At 41.8% G+C, this 18,317-nt stretch carries 15 protein-coding genes; 3 read left to right on the forward strand and 12 right to left on the reverse strand.

All coding sequences use genetic code 11. From position 1 onward, the window contains the following. The first annotated feature begins 75 nt into the window (after window positions 1-75). A complete protein-coding gene (locus ACXAF2_RS11280; protein WP_475138751.1) occupies window positions 76-1,437 on the forward strand; it encodes a YjiH family protein in 1,362 nt (453 codons plus the stop codon). A 320-nt stretch (window positions 1,438-1,757) separates the two neighbouring features. Here the strand turns inward: ACXAF2_RS11280 and ACXAF2_RS11285 are convergent, their stop codons facing one another. From ACXAF2_RS11285 to ACXAF2_RS11305, 5 genes are all read right to left on the reverse strand, one after another. Then, window positions 1,758-3,095: a cytochrome P450 gene (locus tag ACXAF2_RS11285; RefSeq protein WP_475138753.1), complete on the reverse strand. Its 1,338-nt coding sequence runs from the start codon at window positions 3,093-3,095 to the stop codon at window positions 1,758-1,760. A gap of 163 nt (window positions 3,096-3,258) precedes the next feature. Beyond that, the gene (locus tag ACXAF2_RS11290) at window positions 3,259-4,521 is read right to left on the reverse strand and encodes an ATP-binding protein (protein WP_475138754.1); all 1,263 of its coding nucleotides are present in this window, start codon (window positions 4,519-4,521) and stop codon (window positions 3,259-3,261) included. A 35-nt stretch (window positions 4,522-4,556) separates the two neighbouring features. Continuing rightward, window positions 4,557-6,107 (reverse strand): hypothetical protein, encoded by a 1,551-nt coding sequence (locus ACXAF2_RS11295; RefSeq protein ID WP_475138756.1) that lies wholly within the window; start codon window positions 6,105-6,107, stop codon window positions 4,557-4,559. Window positions 6,108-6,544: 437 nt separating this feature from the next. Beyond that, window positions 6,545-7,486, reverse strand: a complete 942-nt coding sequence (locus tag ACXAF2_RS11300; protein ID WP_475138758.1) for an L-threonine 3-dehydrogenase — start codon at window positions 7,484-7,486, stop codon at window positions 6,545-6,547. 106 nt (window positions 7,487-7,592) lie between these two features. Then, window positions 7,593-8,783 (reverse strand): glycine C-acetyltransferase, encoded by a 1,191-nt coding sequence (locus ACXAF2_RS11305; protein ID WP_475138759.1) that lies wholly within the window; start codon window positions 8,781-8,783, stop codon window positions 7,593-7,595. 352 nt (window positions 8,784-9,135) lie between these two features. Here ACXAF2_RS11305 and ACXAF2_RS11310 point away from each other — a divergent pair, with 352 nt between their 5' ends. Further along, window positions 9,136-10,779 carry an L-lactate permease gene (locus ACXAF2_RS11310; protein WP_475138760.1) on the forward strand — a complete coding sequence of 548 codons (1,644 nt, stop codon included), beginning with the start codon at window positions 9,136-9,138 and terminating at the stop codon, window positions 10,777-10,779. 45 nt (window positions 10,780-10,824) lie between these two features. On the opposite strand, the gene ACXAF2_RS11315 is transcribed toward ACXAF2_RS11310, so the two are convergent. From ACXAF2_RS11315 to ACXAF2_RS11330, 4 genes are all read right to left on the reverse strand, one after another. Then, the gene (locus tag ACXAF2_RS11315) at window positions 10,825-12,003 is read right to left on the reverse strand and encodes a MalY/PatB family protein (protein WP_475138762.1); all 1,179 of its coding nucleotides are present in this window, start codon (window positions 12,001-12,003) and stop codon (window positions 10,825-10,827) included. Window positions 12,004-12,125: 122 nt separating this feature from the next. Next, window positions 12,126-12,824: a DNA alkylation repair protein gene (locus ACXAF2_RS11320; RefSeq protein WP_475138763.1), complete on the reverse strand. Its 699-nt coding sequence runs from the start codon at window positions 12,822-12,824 to the stop codon at window positions 12,126-12,128. 275 nt (window positions 12,825-13,099) lie between these two features. Then, on the reverse strand, window positions 13,100-13,744 hold the full coding sequence (locus ACXAF2_RS11325; RefSeq protein WP_475138765.1) for a YczE/YyaS/YitT family protein: 645 nt from the start codon (window positions 13,742-13,744) through the stop codon (window positions 13,100-13,102). A 227-nt stretch (window positions 13,745-13,971) separates the two neighbouring features. Next, a complete protein-coding gene (locus ACXAF2_RS11330) occupies window positions 13,972-14,388 on the reverse strand; it encodes a hypothetical protein (protein WP_475138766.1) in 417 nt (138 codons plus the stop codon). A gap of 382 nt (window positions 14,389-14,770) precedes the next feature. On the opposite strand from ACXAF2_RS11330, the gene ACXAF2_RS11335 reads away from it, so the two are divergent. Next, the gene (locus ACXAF2_RS11335; protein ID WP_475138768.1) at window positions 14,771-15,964 is read left to right on the forward strand and encodes a hypothetical protein; all 1,194 of its coding nucleotides are present in this window, start codon (window positions 14,771-14,773) and stop codon (window positions 15,962-15,964) included. 110 nt (window positions 15,965-16,074) lie between these two features. Here ACXAF2_RS11335 and ACXAF2_RS11340 read toward each other — a convergent pair whose 3' ends face one another. Genes ACXAF2_RS11340 through ACXAF2_RS11350 form a run of 3 tightly spaced genes read right to left on the reverse strand, consistent with a single transcriptional unit; the run spans window position 16,075 to window position 18,189 of the window. Beyond that, complete coding sequence (locus ACXAF2_RS11340; protein ID WP_475138770.1) at window positions 16,075-16,431, reverse strand: VOC family protein; 357 nt, start codon at window positions 16,429-16,431, stop codon at window positions 16,075-16,077. Between the two features lie 11 nt (window positions 16,432-16,442). After that, entirely contained in the window at window positions 16,443-17,462 is a 1,020-nt protein-coding gene (locus ACXAF2_RS11345; RefSeq protein WP_475139181.1) for an S-adenosylmethionine:tRNA ribosyltransferase-isomerase, read from the reverse strand. Then, window positions 17,455-18,189, reverse strand: coding sequence for an SDR family NAD(P)-dependent oxidoreductase (locus ACXAF2_RS11350; RefSeq protein WP_475138771.1), 735 nt, complete (start codon window positions 18,187-18,189; stop codon window positions 17,455-17,457). Before ACXAF2_RS11350 ends, ACXAF2_RS11345 begins: the two co-directional genes overlap by 8 nt. Window positions 18,190-18,317: the final 128 nt, after the last annotated feature.

The raw sequence follows: 18,317 nt of genomic DNA on the forward strand, positions 1-18,317 counted from the left end.
ATGGACAAATTTATATGTATGCATTAGAATGAATAATGTTTCATTTTCCGTTACTACTACATCTGAGGTGAATTTATGAATCGACAACATCGCTTTACATTAACAAGCCATTTACGATTTATCATTCCTTCCCTATTGGGAATTTTTCTTTTTATGGTTCCGATTCCACAGGAAGACGGGATCACGATACCAATCGCCATTCTTTCAGGACTACTACAGGACTGGATTGGAAGCTATGTACCTGCAATCATGACAGGGTTAATCATCCTTACCGTATTAGGGACTTTTATCACTAAGTTCATAAGACCGGCTTTTATTGAAAAATCCCCGTTTTTCACAAGCCTGTTCGATGTGAGACCTGTTTGGGTTTTTGTCAGAGTTTTGGGTGCAGTGTTTGCTATCATGACTCTATTTAAATTAGGTCCTGAATGGGTCTGGTCAGACGCAACGGGTGGACTTTTATTAAATCCGGATGGACTTCTCGCCATTCTATTCTCTGTATTTTTATTTGCCGGACTTTTTCTACCTTTATTATTAAATTTCGGTCTACTTGAATTATTCGGTGCTCTCTTAACGAAAGTGATGCGTCCCGTATTCGGTTTACCCGGGCGTTCTTCCATCGATTGTTTAGCTTCCTGGTTAGGAGACGGAACGATCGGGGTGCTGCTGACAAGTAAACAATATGAAGAAGGATACTATACAAAGAAGGAAGCAGCGATCATCGGTACGACATTCTCTGTTGTATCCATTACCTTCAGTTTGGTCGTCATTTCTGAGGTTGGTCTCGGAAAATACTTCATTCCTTTCTATATAACAGTAGCTATTTCAGGAATTATCGCAGCGATCGTGCTTCCACGAATCCCGCCATTATCCCGTAAGCCTGACACTTACTATAATGATCAAGAAGGCAAGAACACGATGGAAGTCATTCCAGAAGGCTATAGCCGCGTAGGTTATGGGTATGAGCAAGCTCTTGTTCAAGCGAAGAATAACAATAGTACTTCTAAATTTTTCGCTGATGGAATGAAAAATGTGTTGGATATGTGGATGGGGGTTGCACCCATCGTTATGGCGATCGGTACAACAGCGCTGATCGTAGCCGAGAATACAAAGTTCTTCGAATATATCGGTATGCCGCTAATTCCTTTACTGGAACTTCTTCAAATCCCAGAGGCAACAGAAGCGTCACGTTCGATCCTTGTCGGTTTTGCCGATATGTTCCTTCCAGCCATCTTTGGATCTGGAATTGAAAGTGAGCTGACACGCTTTGTGATTGCTTGTTTATCTGTAACACAATTGATCTACATGTCTGAAGTCGGTGGACTGTTACTAGGTTCTAAGATCCCGGTTGATTTCAAAGACTTAGTGATCATCTTCTTACAGCGTACATTCTTGACTTTACTTGTGATTGTTGCAATTGCTCATATGATTTTTTGATAAAAGAAACCCAGGTTCGAATTCGAACCTGGGTTTTTTATTTCTTTGAACAGTGAACAAAACGTTGACCGTTCCTTACCGCTCCAGGCAATTGCTTTCCGCGGGGAGGAAGTCGAGCCTCCTCGGGCTTTGCCCTGTGGGGTCTCGACCTTTCCTCTATTTCCCGCTGGAGTCAATTACCTTCCGCTACAATCCACTCTGTGCTTTTACCTACATACTGCTTATATGGATGATTGGATAATAATCAAACTACCAACATACCCTTTATTGTGTTATTAAACCTTTATTAAACATCAACCTTTTTACAAAACAGGCTTTACTTACAAGCCTTCATCCCTTTTTCTAATCTTCATCTTTAATCCGCCTTTGGGTCTTAACGTAATTAAAGGGTGACATTCCACCTTCTGACTACCCGGCATCTCGAACGTGAAGCGCTGCATGTATAAAGCAGCAATGATCAATGCTTCTTGTAAGGCAAAATGATTGCCTATACAGACTCTTGGTCCTCCTCCAAATGGAAAGTAGGCATAGGGCTCAATCTTTTTCGTATGGGCCTCTGGAAACCTCTCAGGGTCAAATGTTAAAGGATCAGGGAAATACTTTTCATTCCGATGCATCAGATAAGGTGACACAAGGATATTCTCACCTTCTTTAATAAGGTGATCCCCAATCATAACGTCTTTTACTGCGATTCTCCCAAACATCCAAATGGGTGGATACAAGCGAAGCGTTTCTTGAAGAGCTTGCCGCGTATAATGGAGGTGTGAAAGATCCCCACTACATAATTCTTTCGTCCCTACTACTCTATCGACTTCTTCATAAACTTTTCTTTTTACTTCCTTATCGCAATCGAGTGCATAGAAGAACCAGGAAAGGAGATTCGCTGTCGTTTCATGGCCAGCTACTAAGATGGTCATCACCTCGTCCATCAGCTGGCTTCTGGACATACTATTGCCTTCCTCATCCCGGGCATGAAGTAAGGCATGAAGCAAATCCTCTTTCTCATCCTGATGATACTCTTTTTGATGGATGATCTCCTCCACGACCCCCTTTAATTCTTTAATGGAGGCCTTATATTGCTTCACCTCAGCAGTCGGCCAAGATAGTGGAGGCTTAAGAAATGATCGGATCCGTTTTGTAGCGGTCTCCATAATGGTTTCAAGGTGAACACCAACTTTCTGATGACCTTCTCTAACATCCATATTAAACATGGTTTTCGTAATGACCCCCAGGGTAACCTCCATCATATCCTTGGAGATGTCCCGGGAATAGTTTAACTCCCAGTCCTCCATTATAGAGGAAGCAGACTCAATCATTTCACTCATATACTGATGAATATGACGTGGTGTGAAATAAGGTTGAATTGTTTTTCTCTGTTTAGTATGTAGCGGCGACTCGCTCGTCACAAGTCCATCTCCAATCAACAGGGATAGTTCTCTGAATTGCTTTGATTTATGAAAGGAAGCTGACTGAGTGACAAGTACTTCTTTCACCAATGCAGGGCTCATGAGTAAATGAATGGTTCGATTGGCAAAACGAAATTGAACTTTCTCTTCGTCTTTCCCTGCCATCTTTTCTAAAAACAGGAGTGGATCATTGCGGAATTGCTCTAACTGGCCTAATGGATGAAAGGAATGGAGGACGGTTGGTTTTGACATGACTTACATCTCCTTTACGGCTTCTATGAAGGGAAGTCTGTATTTACGCTCCTTTCATCTTATTCTTGTACTTTCATGTTCATTAACCCTTTTTAATAACCGTTCCAAGTATTCTGCCTTATACACAGGTAAAGGCTGCATCGCAATGAGGCAGCCCTGAACTTCACTTATGTTTTACCGGTAGGGTAACTTCAACTTTTGTTCCCATGTTTACTTCTGATTCAATGTGAATAGACCCTTTATGGTCCTCAATGATCTTCTGACTGATGGTTAATCCGAGTCCCATCCCCTTTTCTTTCAGGGTAAAGAATGGCTCACCGAGTCTCTTTAAACGATCCGGGGGAATCCCCACCCCATGATCCTGGATGGTAACCACGATCGTATCACTCAGAACATTCCAGTCGACGCGGATTTCTCCTTCGTCCATCGATTCGATCGCGTTTTTTATAATATTAATAAAGACCTGTACGCATTGATTTTTATCTCCCAATACTTGAATAGGGGATGATGGCACTTGAACATTTAAGGTAATCCCTTTGAGGATCGCTTCATGTCCCATCACCTTGACCACATAATGAAGCACCTCGCTCATATCAAAGAGCTGGTATTCCCTCATTTGTGGCTTTGATAAAATGAGTAATTCCCCGACGATTTGATTGATTCGATCCATCTCTGTAGACATGACGGTAAGATAATGGTCGGATACATGCTCATTCTCCTCCAGCAGCTGTATGAAGCCTTTGATGCTCGTCAATGGATTCCGGATCTCATGGGCGATTCCTGCCGCAAGCTCCCCGACCACAGATAATTTCTCTTTTCTTAATAGCATTTCTTCAGCTATTTTCTGCTGAGAAATATCCCTGCCGATGATGACTAGTCCCTTTCTTGTATGATTCGAATGAAATAACGGGACTTTTATGACATCAAAGGTCTTGTATTCACCGTTCGGAAGGTAGAATCCTTCTTCACATCTCGTTACCTTTTCTGCTTTCCAAGATTGTTCATCCGAGTCCACACAATAGTCGAAGGCGTCTTTAAAAAAGGGAACCAGCTCCCCTAATTCCCTGTCCGTCTTCCCTACATAATCAATTCGTTCAAGGTTATACAGTTTTCTGCCAAATTGATTGACCTTTAACCAGCGGCCCTGCCCGTCCTTAAAGCACACAAAATCAGGCAGGGAATGGAGAAGGGTGGACAGCTGATTTTCTTCTTCCAGCAATTTTCGATGCTCTGCCAGAAAGATTTTCCCTTTAATGAATAAGCGTACCAGGACCGTTACCCCTGCAATGGTAACCAAAAGGGCAGCGATTACGTTCCATGGCCTGGCAATCAAGAGTAAAAAGATGAACTGTAAGACAAATAGAGCCATGAGGATCATTATTTTGTTATAAAAGGTATGTTTAATCATATGATTCATTTTCTCCATCATCCAAGTCACCCGTCCCACTCATACTTTTATTCTTAAAATAAGTTAAATATATATGGACCGATTGAAGTAATATAGAACAAAATATAGATTCCCATGAAGTAAAAGGCACCTGCAAATGAGCCCCAATCAGGGTCCCGCCCTATTTTCCAAATCACCCAGGTGATCACACTAATCAACAATAATAGTACGTAGCCGCTTCCAGTAAACACCAAATACTCCGGTGCCACTTGGTAAAAATATGCGTTCATTGCATTGCTTGTGTAGCTGATCGGCATCAGCATAAAAATGATGATCGATGCATATTCAGCCCAGCTGATCCCGTCTTTTTCAAACGCGTTTGGTCTGAATATATACAGTAAGATTAATAGAAAGAGTGATGGAAGCACCCAGTAAAAGGATGTCAACACCGTCACCAAACTGCTGAACATCATGAGAACGCCGTTGTTAAGTGCCTCTTTCACTGATCTTTTCGACCAGTTTGTACTTTCTGAAACGACTTGATCGTTCTGAGATGCCCCGTATAGTTCATATGTACCACCATCATAATTAAACCAAACCAGTGCTTCGTCTGTTAATTGCACGGGTGAATATGTGACATGCTTGGTCGTACTAAGAGGAGAACCCTCCAGAACCTCCTGATCTTGAAAAGGAGCTGCATACAGGCTCATCGCACTGTTATCACCAATACGCTGTCCTTCTGAGGTGAACACCACGGATTCTTTCCCATCAACGTTTACAAACTGTACCCCACCGGCACTCTCCAGCTTTTCGCCGGTCCCTTTATTTACGAATTCAATCTTGCTCCCCGTTAAAATCGATGAGCCCAATTCCTGTAATGGAACCTGCACCTTGTATGTACTGTAGGAAAGTGTGCCTTGTGTGCGTGATTTCTCATTGTATAGTAAGATGAGTTGCCCGTCTGTTACTTTAAACGTTAAACCTTCCACCTTTTTATTCGGGGCTGTATTTACTAGTAAAAAAGGCTTCTCACTTACTTCACTGCTTTCATTCATATAGTAGACGAAATCATGAGTATCATCTTGTTTAACCTGAATGATGGCACTTCCGTTGTCTCCTGCGTGAATCTCGGAAATTTCAGACGGGAAAGTATATACTTCCCTGGAAGATCCTTCTTTCACATTATATTCATGGAGTTGTTCGTTACTCCAATAATAGATGTTGTTTGCGCTTGCTCCGAGACCCGTGATCTCTTTGGAAAGGATTTGATCCTTCTTGTCCTGGGTAGAAACTAGATTTCCATCTTTATAGTAGATGAATTCATTGCCATCGGTCCAAAATGGATAGCCTCTGGTTATAGTGGTATCAATGACTCTTTCATCTGCTACTTTCATTTCATCATTGATTGTAAAGGCATGGATTTTCCCTTTACTTGATATGTATAGTTCCCCATTGTTTTGAAACACCTGTGGTCTCTCGTTTGACGTGTAGTCTAATGGGAGTGAACGGCTCCAGTTTGGCTGAGGTAATTCTTTCACTAACAACAGCTGGTGAAAGAACAAGGCAGCGATGAATAGAAGCATGATTCCTATAGGTATCCCAAATACTTTCAATTTTTCTCTCATCTGAATCCCCCTTATGTAAAATCCTTAGACTTCTGAATTTTAGCATAATTTATATAGGTTATCACCATTTTTTTCCACAAAAAGGAGCTTGGTTTCATTTATTCATTCTGTTTCAGTATAACATTTCCCTTCCAATTTGCTATCCATTATTGTCATATTTTGTCGTTTGAAATGGCTCTTTTCGCAAAGATTGTTGTTTAATATGAAATGGACCACTGCTCTTTTTAATAATATTATTTTCAAAAAATTAGTGATTTCATTAAAAAACTCATACTGAGAAAGTTGATTGGAGCGGAAAGCGAGCATCCTGTAGCGGAAATCAACTACTACTTTCTTATCTAAGATAACCTCAAACTTTGCGAAAAAAACCCAAATAAAATAGATTAAGGAATAAAAAAGACCCCTAAGAAACTATCGCTTCTCAGGGATCTTTCTGCTTACTTCGTTTTTAATTTTTCTAGCATATCAGCTGTCATTTTGGCCAGGTCGTATTCTGCTTTGAAGCCCCATTCGTTCATGGCTGCGCTGGAATCGATGGCGTTCGGCCAGCTTTCGGCAATGGTTTGGCGAACTGGGTCTACGCTATAATCCAGGTTAAAGTCCGGTTGGTGTACGCGGATTGCTTTTGCAATATCCTCAGGTGCTACGCTCATGGCAGATACATTGAAGGAATTACGGTGCTCAAGCTTTGAGCCGTCCGCTTCCATAAGATCGATGATCGCATTAAGTGCATCCGGCATATACATCATATCCATATAGGTTCCTTCACCGATGTATGAAGTATACTGGTTATTCTTGATAGCTTCATAATATATTTCAACTGCATAATCAGTCGTCCCGCCACCTGGCAGGGTTTCATAGGAAATCAGACCTGGGAATCGAAGTCCTCTTGTATCCACTCCAAATTTAGTGAAGTAATAATCAGACAGAAGTTCTCCCGACACTTTATTGACTCCGTACATGGTAGTAGGGCGCATGATGGTATCTTGTGGAGTTGAATCCTTTGGCGTTGATGGACCGAACGCTCCAATTGAACTTGGTGTGAAGAACTGACAATCCAATTCTCTTGCTGCTTCCAGGGCATTTACCAATCCACCCATGTTTAAATTCCAGGCAAGAAGCGGTTTTGCTTCCGCCGTTGCAGATAATAGAGCTGCGAGGTGGATAATGGTATCCACCTTATTCGTCTTGGCAATGTCAAACATTTTTGCGGCATCGGTCACGTCTAATTGCTCAAAAGGGCCATCCGTTACGACCGGGCTGTCTGTTTCCCGGATATCTGTCGCAATGACGTTATCAGAACCGTACACAGTACGAAGTTTATTGGTGAGCTCAGAACCGATTTGCCCCAAGGCACCCGTTACTAAAATCTTTTTCATCGTCTTTCCTCCTGCATTTTCCTATGGTGATAGAATGATTTCATTATTCATACAGATAGGGCTGACTTTTATAGCCAGACCCTATCACGTTATTTATAAAGGGGGATTAGATAATTCCCATTTCTTTACCGACTTTTTCATATGCTTTAATCGCTTGATCCAGCATGTCTTTCGTATGCGCTGCTGAAGGCATGTTTCTCACTCGGCCTGTTCCTCTTGGTACGGTTGGGAACACGATGGATTTGGCATATACACCCTCTTCATATAGGCGTTTACTGAAGTCCTGGGTCGCTTGCTCTTCACCGATGATAACCGGAGTGATAGGCGTCTCACTGTTTCCGATGTCAAAGCCAAGCTTCGACAGCTCTTCTTTCAGATAACGACTGTTTTCCCACATATTATCTTGAAGCTCTGTAGAGTTCATGATCAGATCAAGTGCTTCTGTACAAGCCGTTACATCCGCAGGAGTCAAGGATGTAGAGAATAGGAATGGACGTGAGCGGACCTTTAACCAGTCGATCAGGTTCTGAGTTCCTGCTACGTATCCACCAACTACACCGATTGCTTTCGATAGCGTACCCATTTGGAAGTCCACTTTGTCTGACAGGCCAAAGTGTTTAACCGTTCCTGCACCTTTTCCTAGGACCCCGGAACCGTGGGCGTCATCTACATACGTCATGATATCAAATTCCTCAGCAATTTCAACGATTTCAGGAAGTTTACATACATCCCCATCCATTGAAAATACGCCGTCGGTGATGATCATGATTTTGTTGTATTGACCCGATTCCTTTGCTTCTTTTGCTTTCGCGCGAAGATCTTCCATATCTGAGTGACCAAAACGGATAATCTTTGCTTTCGAAAGACGACAGCCATCAATAATTGATGCATGGTTCAATTCATCAGAAAGGATGGCGTCGTTCTTGTCCATAACCGCGGAAATCGCAGCCATATTACAGTTGAATCCTGACTGATAAGCAATGGCAGCTTCTGTACCTTTAAACTTCGCAAGCTTCTCTTCAAGCTTCACGTGAAGATCAAGGGTACCATTGATTGTACGAACGGCTCCAGCCCCTACACCATATTCTTTCACTGCTTCGATCGCTACTTTTTTCAGGCGTTCATCCGTTGCGAGTCCAAGATAATTGTTAGAAGAAAGGTTCACAAGCTTCTTATCATTGATCGTAATCACCGGTCCGTTCGCACCTTGTAATGGATCGATCTCATTATATAAACCGCGTGATTTAAGGTCTTCAAGATTTTCCTGTAAAAAATGATCTAATGTTTTACTAGTCATATACGTATCCTCCTGTTATGTAAACGTTTTAAAAACAAATGTCCACTCCAAAAACACACCATTTATCAGTTGACTCTTTATAATTGCTAATGATTATTCTGATTCTTAGTTTAACATGTTTTTTTGTGATGGACAAAAATTATCTTCGAATTCATCCTATCATTTAGTGTTCCCCTTATACTAAAAATACTTCATACTTTTTTCCAGACCGATTAAAAACCAGTGGAAAGGATGAATAAAAAGTCATCGCTTCTGTTCAATCTTAGTTTGTCATAAACTATCCACAAATAATGTGAAATATTTCACAAACTTATTATAAAATAAACATATAAACAATAAGCAGGTGATGGAAATGTCTGTTATTGAACTCTTAACCTCATTGACTCCCGTATTAGCCGTTCTTATTTTTCTTGTTATTATGCGGTTACCCGCTTCTGTTGCGATGCCTATCAGCTTCTTAATGACAGTCATTTTAAGTCTTGTATTCTGGAAGATCCCTTTTATACAGATCGGTGCTGCCACGGTTGAGGGAATGATCATTGCTTTCACGATACTTTGGATTGTTTTTGGAGCGATCCTGCTTTTAAATACCTTGCAGAACAGCGGTGCCATGGAAACGATCCGCAATGGATTTTCTATGATTTCCCCGGACCGTCGTGTACAGATCATCATAATCGCTTGGTTATTCGGCTCTTTTATTGAAGGTGCAGCCGGTTTCGGGACGCCTGCTGCCCTGGCAGCACCATTACTTGTCGCGTTAGGGTTTCCGCCCCTCGCAGCCGTTTCTCTCGCTCTTATTGCGGATAGCAGTGCCGTATCATTCGGTGCGGTCGGTACTCCTGTTATGGTAGGAATAGATCAAGGATTGAGACAGGAAGGAACTCTTGCAGGTCAGGTGGAACAAGCGATAGGGGCTCAACCAATGATCGATTATTTAAGCGGCGTTGCCAGTCGGGCTGTGAGTATCGACATATTCATCGGCAGCATGATTCCTCTCTTGCTTGTTGTGATGCTGACCCGTTTTTTCGGTCAAAATCGTTCTTGGAAAGAAGGGCTGGTTCTATGGAAGTTCTCTCTCTTTGCAGGTCTATCGTTTACAATACCTGCATTACTTGTAGCCACCTTCTTAGGTCCGGAGTTTCCTTCAATCATTGGTGGATTAGTCGGGTTGATGATTGTCATCCCTGCAGCGAAGAAAGGTTTCTTATTACCTGATGAGACTTGGGACTTTGAAACACAGGATGAACCTAAGACCGAATTCGTCCCTGATAGGAAAATGCCAATTTGGTTAGCTTGGCTTCCTTACTTGCTTGTCGCTGTCCTGTTGGTTTTAACGAGATTGGATCTTCTGCCTATTAAGGGGTGGCTTAGAAGCGTGAAAGTAGGATGGAGCAATATTTTAGGAACAGGCATTTCCACTCAGTTTGAGCCTCTTTACCTTCCGGGTACTATCTTTGTATTGGTCATGGCACTGACATTCCTTATTCATAAAATGAACAGGCATCAAATCGAAGAGACTTTACGACAATCTCTATTTACGATTAAAGGAAGTATCATTTCATTAATGGCCGCCGTTCCCATGGTACGGATTTTCATTAATTCAGGTGTGAACAAAAGTGATTTAGTGAGTATGCCAATGGAACTTGCCACTTTAGTGTCAGGGTTAGCGGGTGAAGGATGGCCCTTTGTCGCTCCCCTCATCGGAGCACTTGGATCCTTTATCTCCGGGAGCGCCACGTTTAGTAACATGATGTTTTCTCTCTTTCAATTTAGTGTCGCCGATCAAATCGGGGCAGACCAGCAAACTGTTTTATCCTTACAGGTGCTTGGAGCCAACGCTGGTAACATGGTATGCGTCCTGAATGTAGTAGCTGCTGCATCTGTTGTTCAGCTTAGCGGAGAAGAAGGTCAGATCATCCGGATAACCGTGGTCCCGATGTTACTATATGTTCTGTTATCAGGAAGTATCGGAGCCCTCGTTCTTTATTTCTTTTAAAGAAAAAGGATGAACACATGTCATGTTATGTGTTCATCCTCTGCTCTATTTCGTGACGTTACGGTTGACCCTGTACTCCAGAATCGCCTCGTGGATCCTTCTTAATGCCAAGTCGATTCGCTCTCTCGGACAGGCGATATTCATTCTGACAAAGGTGCGCCCGCTCTGACCAAATTTAAAGCCTTCATCAAATTTCACTCTGGCCTTTTCTAAGAAAAACGCACACAACTCTTCACCCGTCATGCCTAATTCCGTGCAATCCATCCATATGAGGTGTGTAGCCTGTGGGGTAATGCCTTTCAGCTCTGGAAGGTGTTGCTCTAGATAATTCAGTACATACTGTTTATTCTCTTCAAGCACCATTAATAGCTCATTAAGCCATGGTTCGCCTTCCTCATAAGCCGCAATCGTTCCTTCAATCCCAAACACATTCGGCCTCATCAGTCCATAGCCTGTAAGCTTTTCATTATACTTATCTCTCAGGTCTTTGTTCGGTATGAGCAGGATGGAGGTTTGAAGCCCCGCGATATTAAAGGTTTTACTTGGAGCCGCACATAGAATACTGCGCTCTACTAAGCTTTCATCCCCTTTAAACAGTGGAACGTGTTCATAGCCTTTATATACCAGGTCTCCATGCATTTCATCTGAAATGATCCAGAGGTCATGCCGCTTAGCGATCGAACCAATTTTCATTAATTCCTCACGCGTCCATACCCGTCCAACAGGATTATGAGGACTGCAGAGAATAAGAAGTTTCGTTCTGGGATGACGCGCCTTTTCTTCTAAGTCGTCAAAATCAATCGAGTATACTCCATCCTCATAAAGCAACGTATTTTTCATAACCGAGCAGCCATGATTCTCAATCGTACTGTAAAAAGGATAATAAACGGGATCTTGAATGATTACACCGTCTCCAGGCTCCGTTAATACAGACAATAATACATTGATACCCGGAATGATTCCAGGGCTAAAGCTGATCCATTCTTTCTCTATTTCCATCTGGAAGCGCCTCTTCCACCATGAAATGACAGACTCAAAGTATCGATCACTAAATGTCGTATAACCGTATATGCCATGCTGTGCCTTGCGATTCATGGCTTCGACAATGGCAGGAGACACTTGAAAGTCCATATCTGCAATGCACATAGGTATTACATCCTCGGCAGGAAACGACCATTTCACAGAGTGAGTGTTTGTTCTCTCGATGCAATCATTCCAATTCATATCCTACTACCCCTCTCACATATATCTGTCCTTACTTTATACTAGATTGAGGTCGGGGTGAATACCTAATTGTAAAATAGGAATCCCCCTGACTTCATTTAGCCAGCTGCTTCATACACTCACTACTTTTCAACGTTTTTCCCTGCCTTAGCCCTTCTATGGATGTGTTTCATTCCTTCCCGCTTACTTAACGGTGCCAGCTTTTCTGATTCGATGAATTGCTGTACCGCTTCCGGGTCCGTTTTGGAATACTCCCGGAGCGCCCAGCCGATTGCCTTCTGAATAAAAAATTCTTTCGATTCATTATGCAATAATATGTACCTGAACAAACGATCCTGATCTGTTTTTCCTTTATATTTCAATTGATGCAAAATAGAGATTCGATTCAACCACATATGATCTGAATGAATCCATTTCTCTAAGTATGTGTCATCTTCTTCCGTTTGATAGATTTTCCCTACATGATTGGGAGCAATATGATCGATGGTATCCCACCAGGATTTATTTACAATTAATTCTTCTAAAAATGGCAGATGGTCTTTCGTTAAATACCTGGATCGTTTGTCCAGAAGGGAAAGAGCGATATACTGACACTCCCTTTGCGGTTCAGACCAAAGACAACGTACAATGTCAGGCAATTCTTCAACCTGAGGTTTACCGTATTCCTTCAGAAAGTCCCGTAATAAAGCAGTACGTTCCGGGGTCCTAATACCAAAGAACTGAAATTGATTCCTCATATACGCTTCCATGGCTTCTCGATTTTCACTATTTTGATGCTTTTTTAACAGAGTGATGATTTTATCTGAATACTCATGCCCCATCCTTTTTCTCCCCTTTTTGATTTTGTTCATCGCATTCAAAACAACAGCATTTTCCATTCTCCTTTTGCACACCGTTAAAGAAACCGTCTAAACAATAAAGAGGCTTCTGACAGAGATAACAGTAGTCTACCAGCTCTTTCATTTCTTAAATGGTTCTTTCCTACTAAAGTAATCATCCAGTACATTTTCCAATCACAACATCCCCCGTCTGCAGAGCTCTCTTCATACTTCTTTAATATCGGGTAAAAAACCTTTTTTAAACAAAAAAACAACCCTTAGCTTGCCAAAGGATTGTCTCTTTTTGTCATTTGTCTCATAAGGAAAAAGTGAAGAAGCTTTTTACTTTGAGGTAATGAGAATCCGACGATGGAACCGAGCCCCAGTGCGATAATGACCGTCCCGATCCCGACAGGACCACCAAGTAACCAGCCGAATAAGAACACAACGATCTCCATTCCATTCCGTACCCACTGTACTTTCCATCCCGTCTTTTCAACTACGAGGAGCATCAGGCTGTCGCGGGGGCCCGCCCCCAAGTCAGCTGACACATATAGTCCGATACCGTACCCGATTACCACAATCCCAATTGCAAACACAATCGACTGTGCCACTAACGATTGAGGATCGGGAAGGACATAATTAAATAAATCTATGAAAATACCAATTAACAACATATTAATAAAGGCTCCAACTTTAGGGAATGACTTCGTTCCAATCCCCGTCACGAACAAGATGACAAAGCCGGCAATGATGGACCACGTACCAATCGTCAGTCCAAGCTGCTTAAAGAGTCCATAATGAAATACATCCCAAGGTCCGATTCCAAGGTCTTTCCCTTTGATCGTCAAGCTTATGCCGAATGCAAGTACAAGGAGTCCTGTAAAGAAGAACGACCAACGTAATACAAATTCTCTATTCATGAAAATCCCTTCCTACACCATAGTCATTTCATTTATTACCCGGATAAATGTATCACAGAATAAGAAACAAAAAAATTTCATAAAACCTATGGGGTTGGTGGGGATAAATAAAGGAGTGCTTACTGAATGGTCACTCAATGCACTCTTATTAACATATATTGAAAGATGAATAAACTACCTAACGATAGAGTTAACCACTCGTCTTCTATTCTTACCAGCTGAAATCATTAATGATTACTTATATCTTCTTTAATAGGACTCTTAAACCCTTCTCTAAAAGCTTTATCAATTTCTTTTAATTTGTTTGATAGAGCGGTTTCCATTTCCCCTAAATCTTCTTGCAACTTATCAGACATTTCATTTAAATCCGATTTAAGCTTATGGTCTAGTTCTTGTTTAAATTCGGTTAATGATTCAGGGTTATTCTCATCTTGAGTCACTTCATTTTGATTATTTACTACTCCGCTGAGTTTTTGCTTCAACTCCATTTTTTGTTCCCTTAATTTTTGCTTTAATTCATTTTTTTGCTGTTTTAGAAGTTGTTTTAACTCCGTTGAATTAAAAGTAGATTCATTAGTAATCTGTTTAGTAGATGAGAATTGATTGAATTGGACGTCGTACTGTTTAGACTCATTGTTATTCATACATTCACACCTTTTATGATTATTTATTCTCCTTACTATATGCAGAGAAATTGATTAACTCTATGACATTCAATTAAAAAAGGTAGTTGCCTATTTAAATTCAGAAAATTTTTGTAAGTAATACTTTTTAATAGATTTTTTAGTAGTTTACTGTATATATGTCCATAACAACCTTTACTCCCTTTCATAGGATGAAATAAGAGAGGTGATATTATTGGGCAGTAAAAACAAAGACAATAAAAATAACTGTTTACGATGTGATGCAGTAATCGAATTTTGCAGATGTAATAGCCACACTACTAAACAAAATCATTCAAAATGTATTGAGCAAAAAGCTACTCAAAGTCAAGGCAACTTAGAGCAAGAATTTGGTGACCAGGAAATGGGGCAAACCCAGGGCGACCAACTACAGGAGCAATCCCAAGGATTCGGCGATCAAGACCTCGACCAGACTCAAGGCGATCAACAACAGGAACAATCCCAAGGGTTTGGCGATCAAGACCTCGACCAGACTCAGGGCGACCAGCTACAGCAGCAATCTCAAGGGTTTGGTGATCAGGACCTCGACCAGACTCAGGGCGACCAGCTACAGCAGCAGTCTCAAGGGTTTGGTGATCAGGACCTCGACCAGACTCAGGGCGACCAACAGCAGCAGCAGTCTCAAGCTCATGGAGACCAAGGTCAGACACAAGGAGATCAGTCTCAGAATCAGGGACATGACCAACTACAAGCTCAAGGAGCACAAACTCAAGATCAAGAACATGGTGATCAAACAAACGGCAATCAAACAAATGAGGGTCATACAAACACATCCCCACTTGATAACAGTCAATCCATTTCTACCCCAGTTGATGTGGATGGGGTTACAGTAAACGTAAAGTGTGGTGATAGTATCCAAATTCCATTTCCGCTTTTTCAACCAATATGTCCAAAATGTAATGAGCATGATCGAGATGATCAATGCGATAAGAAATGTTTTAAAAAGAAGGACCTTTGTAAAAAAGGGTGTTGTGACTGTTTAGACTGTCTTTGCGGGTTATTGGAGGACGTGGAGGAATTCCAATCTACCATCGTCGATCCAGTGGACAAGCAAATAGACCTTTATTTCTCAGTACCTTCAACGTTGGCAAATCCTACAGAAGACCAAGTTATTACAGATGTAAATGATTGCTCCATTGTAAGATTTAAAGACGCAGATCAACCTTCCGTTATACCAAGTACGACCGTTCAATTATGTGATGTAGCTGGGATCAGTGCCACAGACTCAGGTAATACCCCTGATATTTTTGAATTTTTACTTCAACGGGCTAGAGAAAAATCTGATTCCTGTAAGCAGCACTGTGATTGTTCTGGATGTGCAAATGGAATCGGTGAAGAGCTTGCGGCTACAGCCAGGTTCGGTCTTGAGATCATGTTAAGCATTAAAGGAGTAACGACAGCGCTCCCACCTTTATTTGTCATCAGTGTGAAAGATTGTATTGTATACCTGGTCAATAATCTAGAAGATCCTGCTGAAATCTATGCTTTTACGTTATGTTCAGTTACTGGACTTACAGTAACTTCTCAAACGATTTAGTTAGAAAAAACCTTTTAAAACGTTTGTTGTAAGAGAAATAGAGAGGGCGTGAACCTCTCTTTTTATTTTTTTACATTTCTGTTGATTAGTTGAAATAATTCAAGCTCTATTTACCCTTCAACCAACTCAACGATTTCCCCGTCAGGTCCAAAATAAAAGACCACTTTCCAGCCATTTTCAAGTACAACTGGGCCCTCAACGGGTACTAACCCTTTCTCCTTTAATTGACCAACCTCCGTCTCCAAATCAATGACTGCCAAGGCAATATGAAGAAATGTCCGCTTAGAGCCGTTATCCTCCCCAGACTCCTCAATGAGCTCCAACCGACAATCATTCTTTTTCACAAATAGGATTTTCTCACTTCCCCATTCGAAATACGTTTCCTCTTCAAACCCAAAGTAAGATTGATAGAATTCCTTCGACCGCACTAAACTCTCTACGTTCATCCCAATATGATGAAGTCTCATATCCATTCTCCTTACAAAATTACATTCATATCACCAAACTCATGCCATTTATAGTTTTTTAACAGAGCAGTCTGATAAGCGTTCATTAATTTCCCCTCCGAAATAAAAGCTTTTAAGAGATCCAGATGGCTCGCTTCCGGTTCATGCAGACCCGTAATGAGACCATCTACAAGTTTGAGAGGGGTATCTCCGGAAACATATAAGTTTGTTACCCCTTCAGAAGGCTTTAGCTGTCCGTATTGCGTCATGATGGTTTCAAGGGCACGAACGACTGTAGTGCCCACTGCAATGACCCGCTTACCACTATTCTTTGCCCTGAGGATTTGGTCCACTGTCCCTGAACCTACATGGTATTTTTCCGGGTGATTTTTCGGTGTCGGCCAGCGATCATCCCCGTAATAGCTCAAGCCTGCGTGAAGTTGTATGAACGCGATTTCAATTCCTTTCTTTTTCAAGGATTGTATCAACTTCCATGAAAAGGCCCTTCCGGCCGATGTCATTTCCACAGACCCAGGGACTGATCCATATACGGTTTGGTAGCAATCAAGTGGCCATGGTGAATCAATATATTCGTAACGGATCGGTTCTCCGTTTCTGTAAATAAAATCAAAAAGCTCGACGCCACTCCTGTTAAATTTCAATTTTACCAATGGCTTTTCACTTCCTTCACCAATCATGCTGGCACGGACTTCCTCTGAAAAACAAATCGGTTCCCCTGCTTGATGGAAGTCTCCTATAATAAGCGCATCCCAACAGTTATCATCTACTTTTCTGGATAAACGAACTTCGAAATACCTGTTTCCTTGCTTCCCCTTAAGAGAGGCAGGAATGGTCCGGCTGTTGTTTAAAACAAGTACATCCCCCTTATTTAAAAATTCGGGTAGGTGCCTGAATTGGGTATGATCACATTTCCCGGTCTCCCGGTTCAACACCATTAGTTTCACTTCGTCTCTTTGGAATCCTAGTAACTCAATGGGGGTCGATGCGTTTAAATGGGAAGGGATATCAAAAGTCTTAGCCAACTCATTCATTCTCCCCGCCTCGATTCCACTGAAATTCCTGTGCTTCAAACCGATTCCCATTCTCGTTTTCTGAAGCGTCGGAAGCCAGATACAAAAAGACGTCAAGGTGATCGTGAGGATTCGCAAGTGGATAATCACATCCCGGGACAGCCTTATCGTGCATATCCGTATCCATTTCCCCCGGATCGACCATATTCACCCGTATCCCTGTATCACTCAGCTCATCGGCCCATGTTTGAGTCAATCCTTCGACGGCAAATTTTGAAATTCCATATGCCCCCCACTCCGCAAAGCCTGTTTTACCCGCTTCTGACGTTAGGTTTATGATTGTACCTTTCCCCCGGCTGATCATTCCTGGGAGGACTCTTTTTGTTACTAAAAATGGGTTCAATGCATTGATTCTTAGCACCTCAAGAAAATCTTCTTCAGAGTAATCAGCCAGCAAGCGCGGACCAGGGCCAAATACGGATGCATTGTTAAAAAGAACATCGACTCCCCCCAATACTTCCTCCGTTACAGAAACAAAACGGTCTACATCCCTGGAATCAGAAACATCGGCTTCCAAAGCTACCACCTCTGCCCCTAATTCCTTCAATTCTTTCTCAGCCTCCTGAAGCGGTCCACTCGTTCTTGCACAGATCGCAAGCTTTGCCCCTTCCTTGGCACATTGTACGGCAAGGGCCCTGCCCAACCCTTTTGAAGCTCCCGTTATCATGACTACTTTATTATTCAACATCATTATTTCCCCTTTCCTAACTCTTGTTGCTTACAGTTTATGAAATATCTCCCTTCGACAAATCGTCTATAAGGGGTCATGGGGAATAGAAAATTAGAAGTAGCAGATTATCAGCCTTTTGATGTACT

It is taken from the genome of Rossellomorea sp. ABR4_004 (assembly GCF_056159585.1).

Coding starts and splice junctions, on each gene's coding strand:
- ACXAF2_RS11330 (WP_475138766.1), bottom strand. CDS start 14,388: ATGAATAACAATGAGTCTAAACAGTACGACGTCCAATTCAATCAATTC.
- ACXAF2_RS11285 (WP_475138753.1), bottom strand. CDS start 3,095: ATGTCAAAACCAACCGTCCTCCATTCCTTTCATCCATTAGGCCAGTTA.
- ACXAF2_RS11345 (WP_475139181.1), bottom strand. CDS start 17,462: ATGAATGAGTTGGCTAAGACTTTTGATATCCCTTCCCATTTAAACGCA.
- ACXAF2_RS11290 (WP_475138754.1), bottom strand. CDS start 4,521: ATGGAGAAAATGAATCATATGATTAAACATACCTTTTATAACAAAATA.
- ACXAF2_RS11325 (WP_475138765.1), bottom strand. CDS start 13,744: ATGAATAGAGAATTTGTATTACGTTGGTCGTTCTTCTTTACAGGACTC.
- ACXAF2_RS11300 (WP_475138758.1), bottom strand. CDS start 7,486: ATGAAAAAGATTTTAGTAACGGGTGCCTTGGGGCAAATCGGTTCTGAG.
- ACXAF2_RS11340 (WP_475138770.1), bottom strand. CDS start 16,431: ATGAGACTTCATCATATTGGGATGAACGTAGAGAGTTTAGTGCGGTCG.
- ACXAF2_RS11280 (WP_475138751.1), top strand. CDS start 76: ATGAATCGACAACATCGCTTTACATTAACAAGCCATTTACGATTTATC.
- ACXAF2_RS11350 (WP_475138771.1), bottom strand. CDS start 18,189: ATGTTGAATAATAAAGTAGTCATGATAACGGGAGCTTCAAAAGGGTTG.
- ACXAF2_RS11320 (WP_475138763.1), bottom strand. CDS start 12,824: ATGGGGCATGAGTATTCAGATAAAATCATCACTCTGTTAAAAAAGCAT.
- ACXAF2_RS11295 (WP_475138756.1), bottom strand. CDS start 6,107: ATGAGAGAAAAATTGAAAGTATTTGGGATACCTATAGGAATCATGCTT.
- ACXAF2_RS11335 (WP_475138768.1), top strand. CDS start 14,771: ATGGGGCAAACCCAGGGCGACCAACTACAGGAGCAATCCCAAGGATTC.
- ACXAF2_RS11305 (WP_475138759.1), bottom strand. CDS start 8,783: ATGACTAGTAAAACATTAGATCATTTTTTACAGGAAAATCTTGAAGAC.
- ACXAF2_RS11315 (WP_475138762.1), bottom strand. CDS start 12,003: ATGAATTGGAATGATTGCATCGAGAGAACAAACACTCACTCTGTGAAA.
- ACXAF2_RS11310 (WP_475138760.1), top strand. CDS start 9,136: ATGTCTGTTATTGAACTCTTAACCTCATTGACTCCCGTATTAGCCGTT.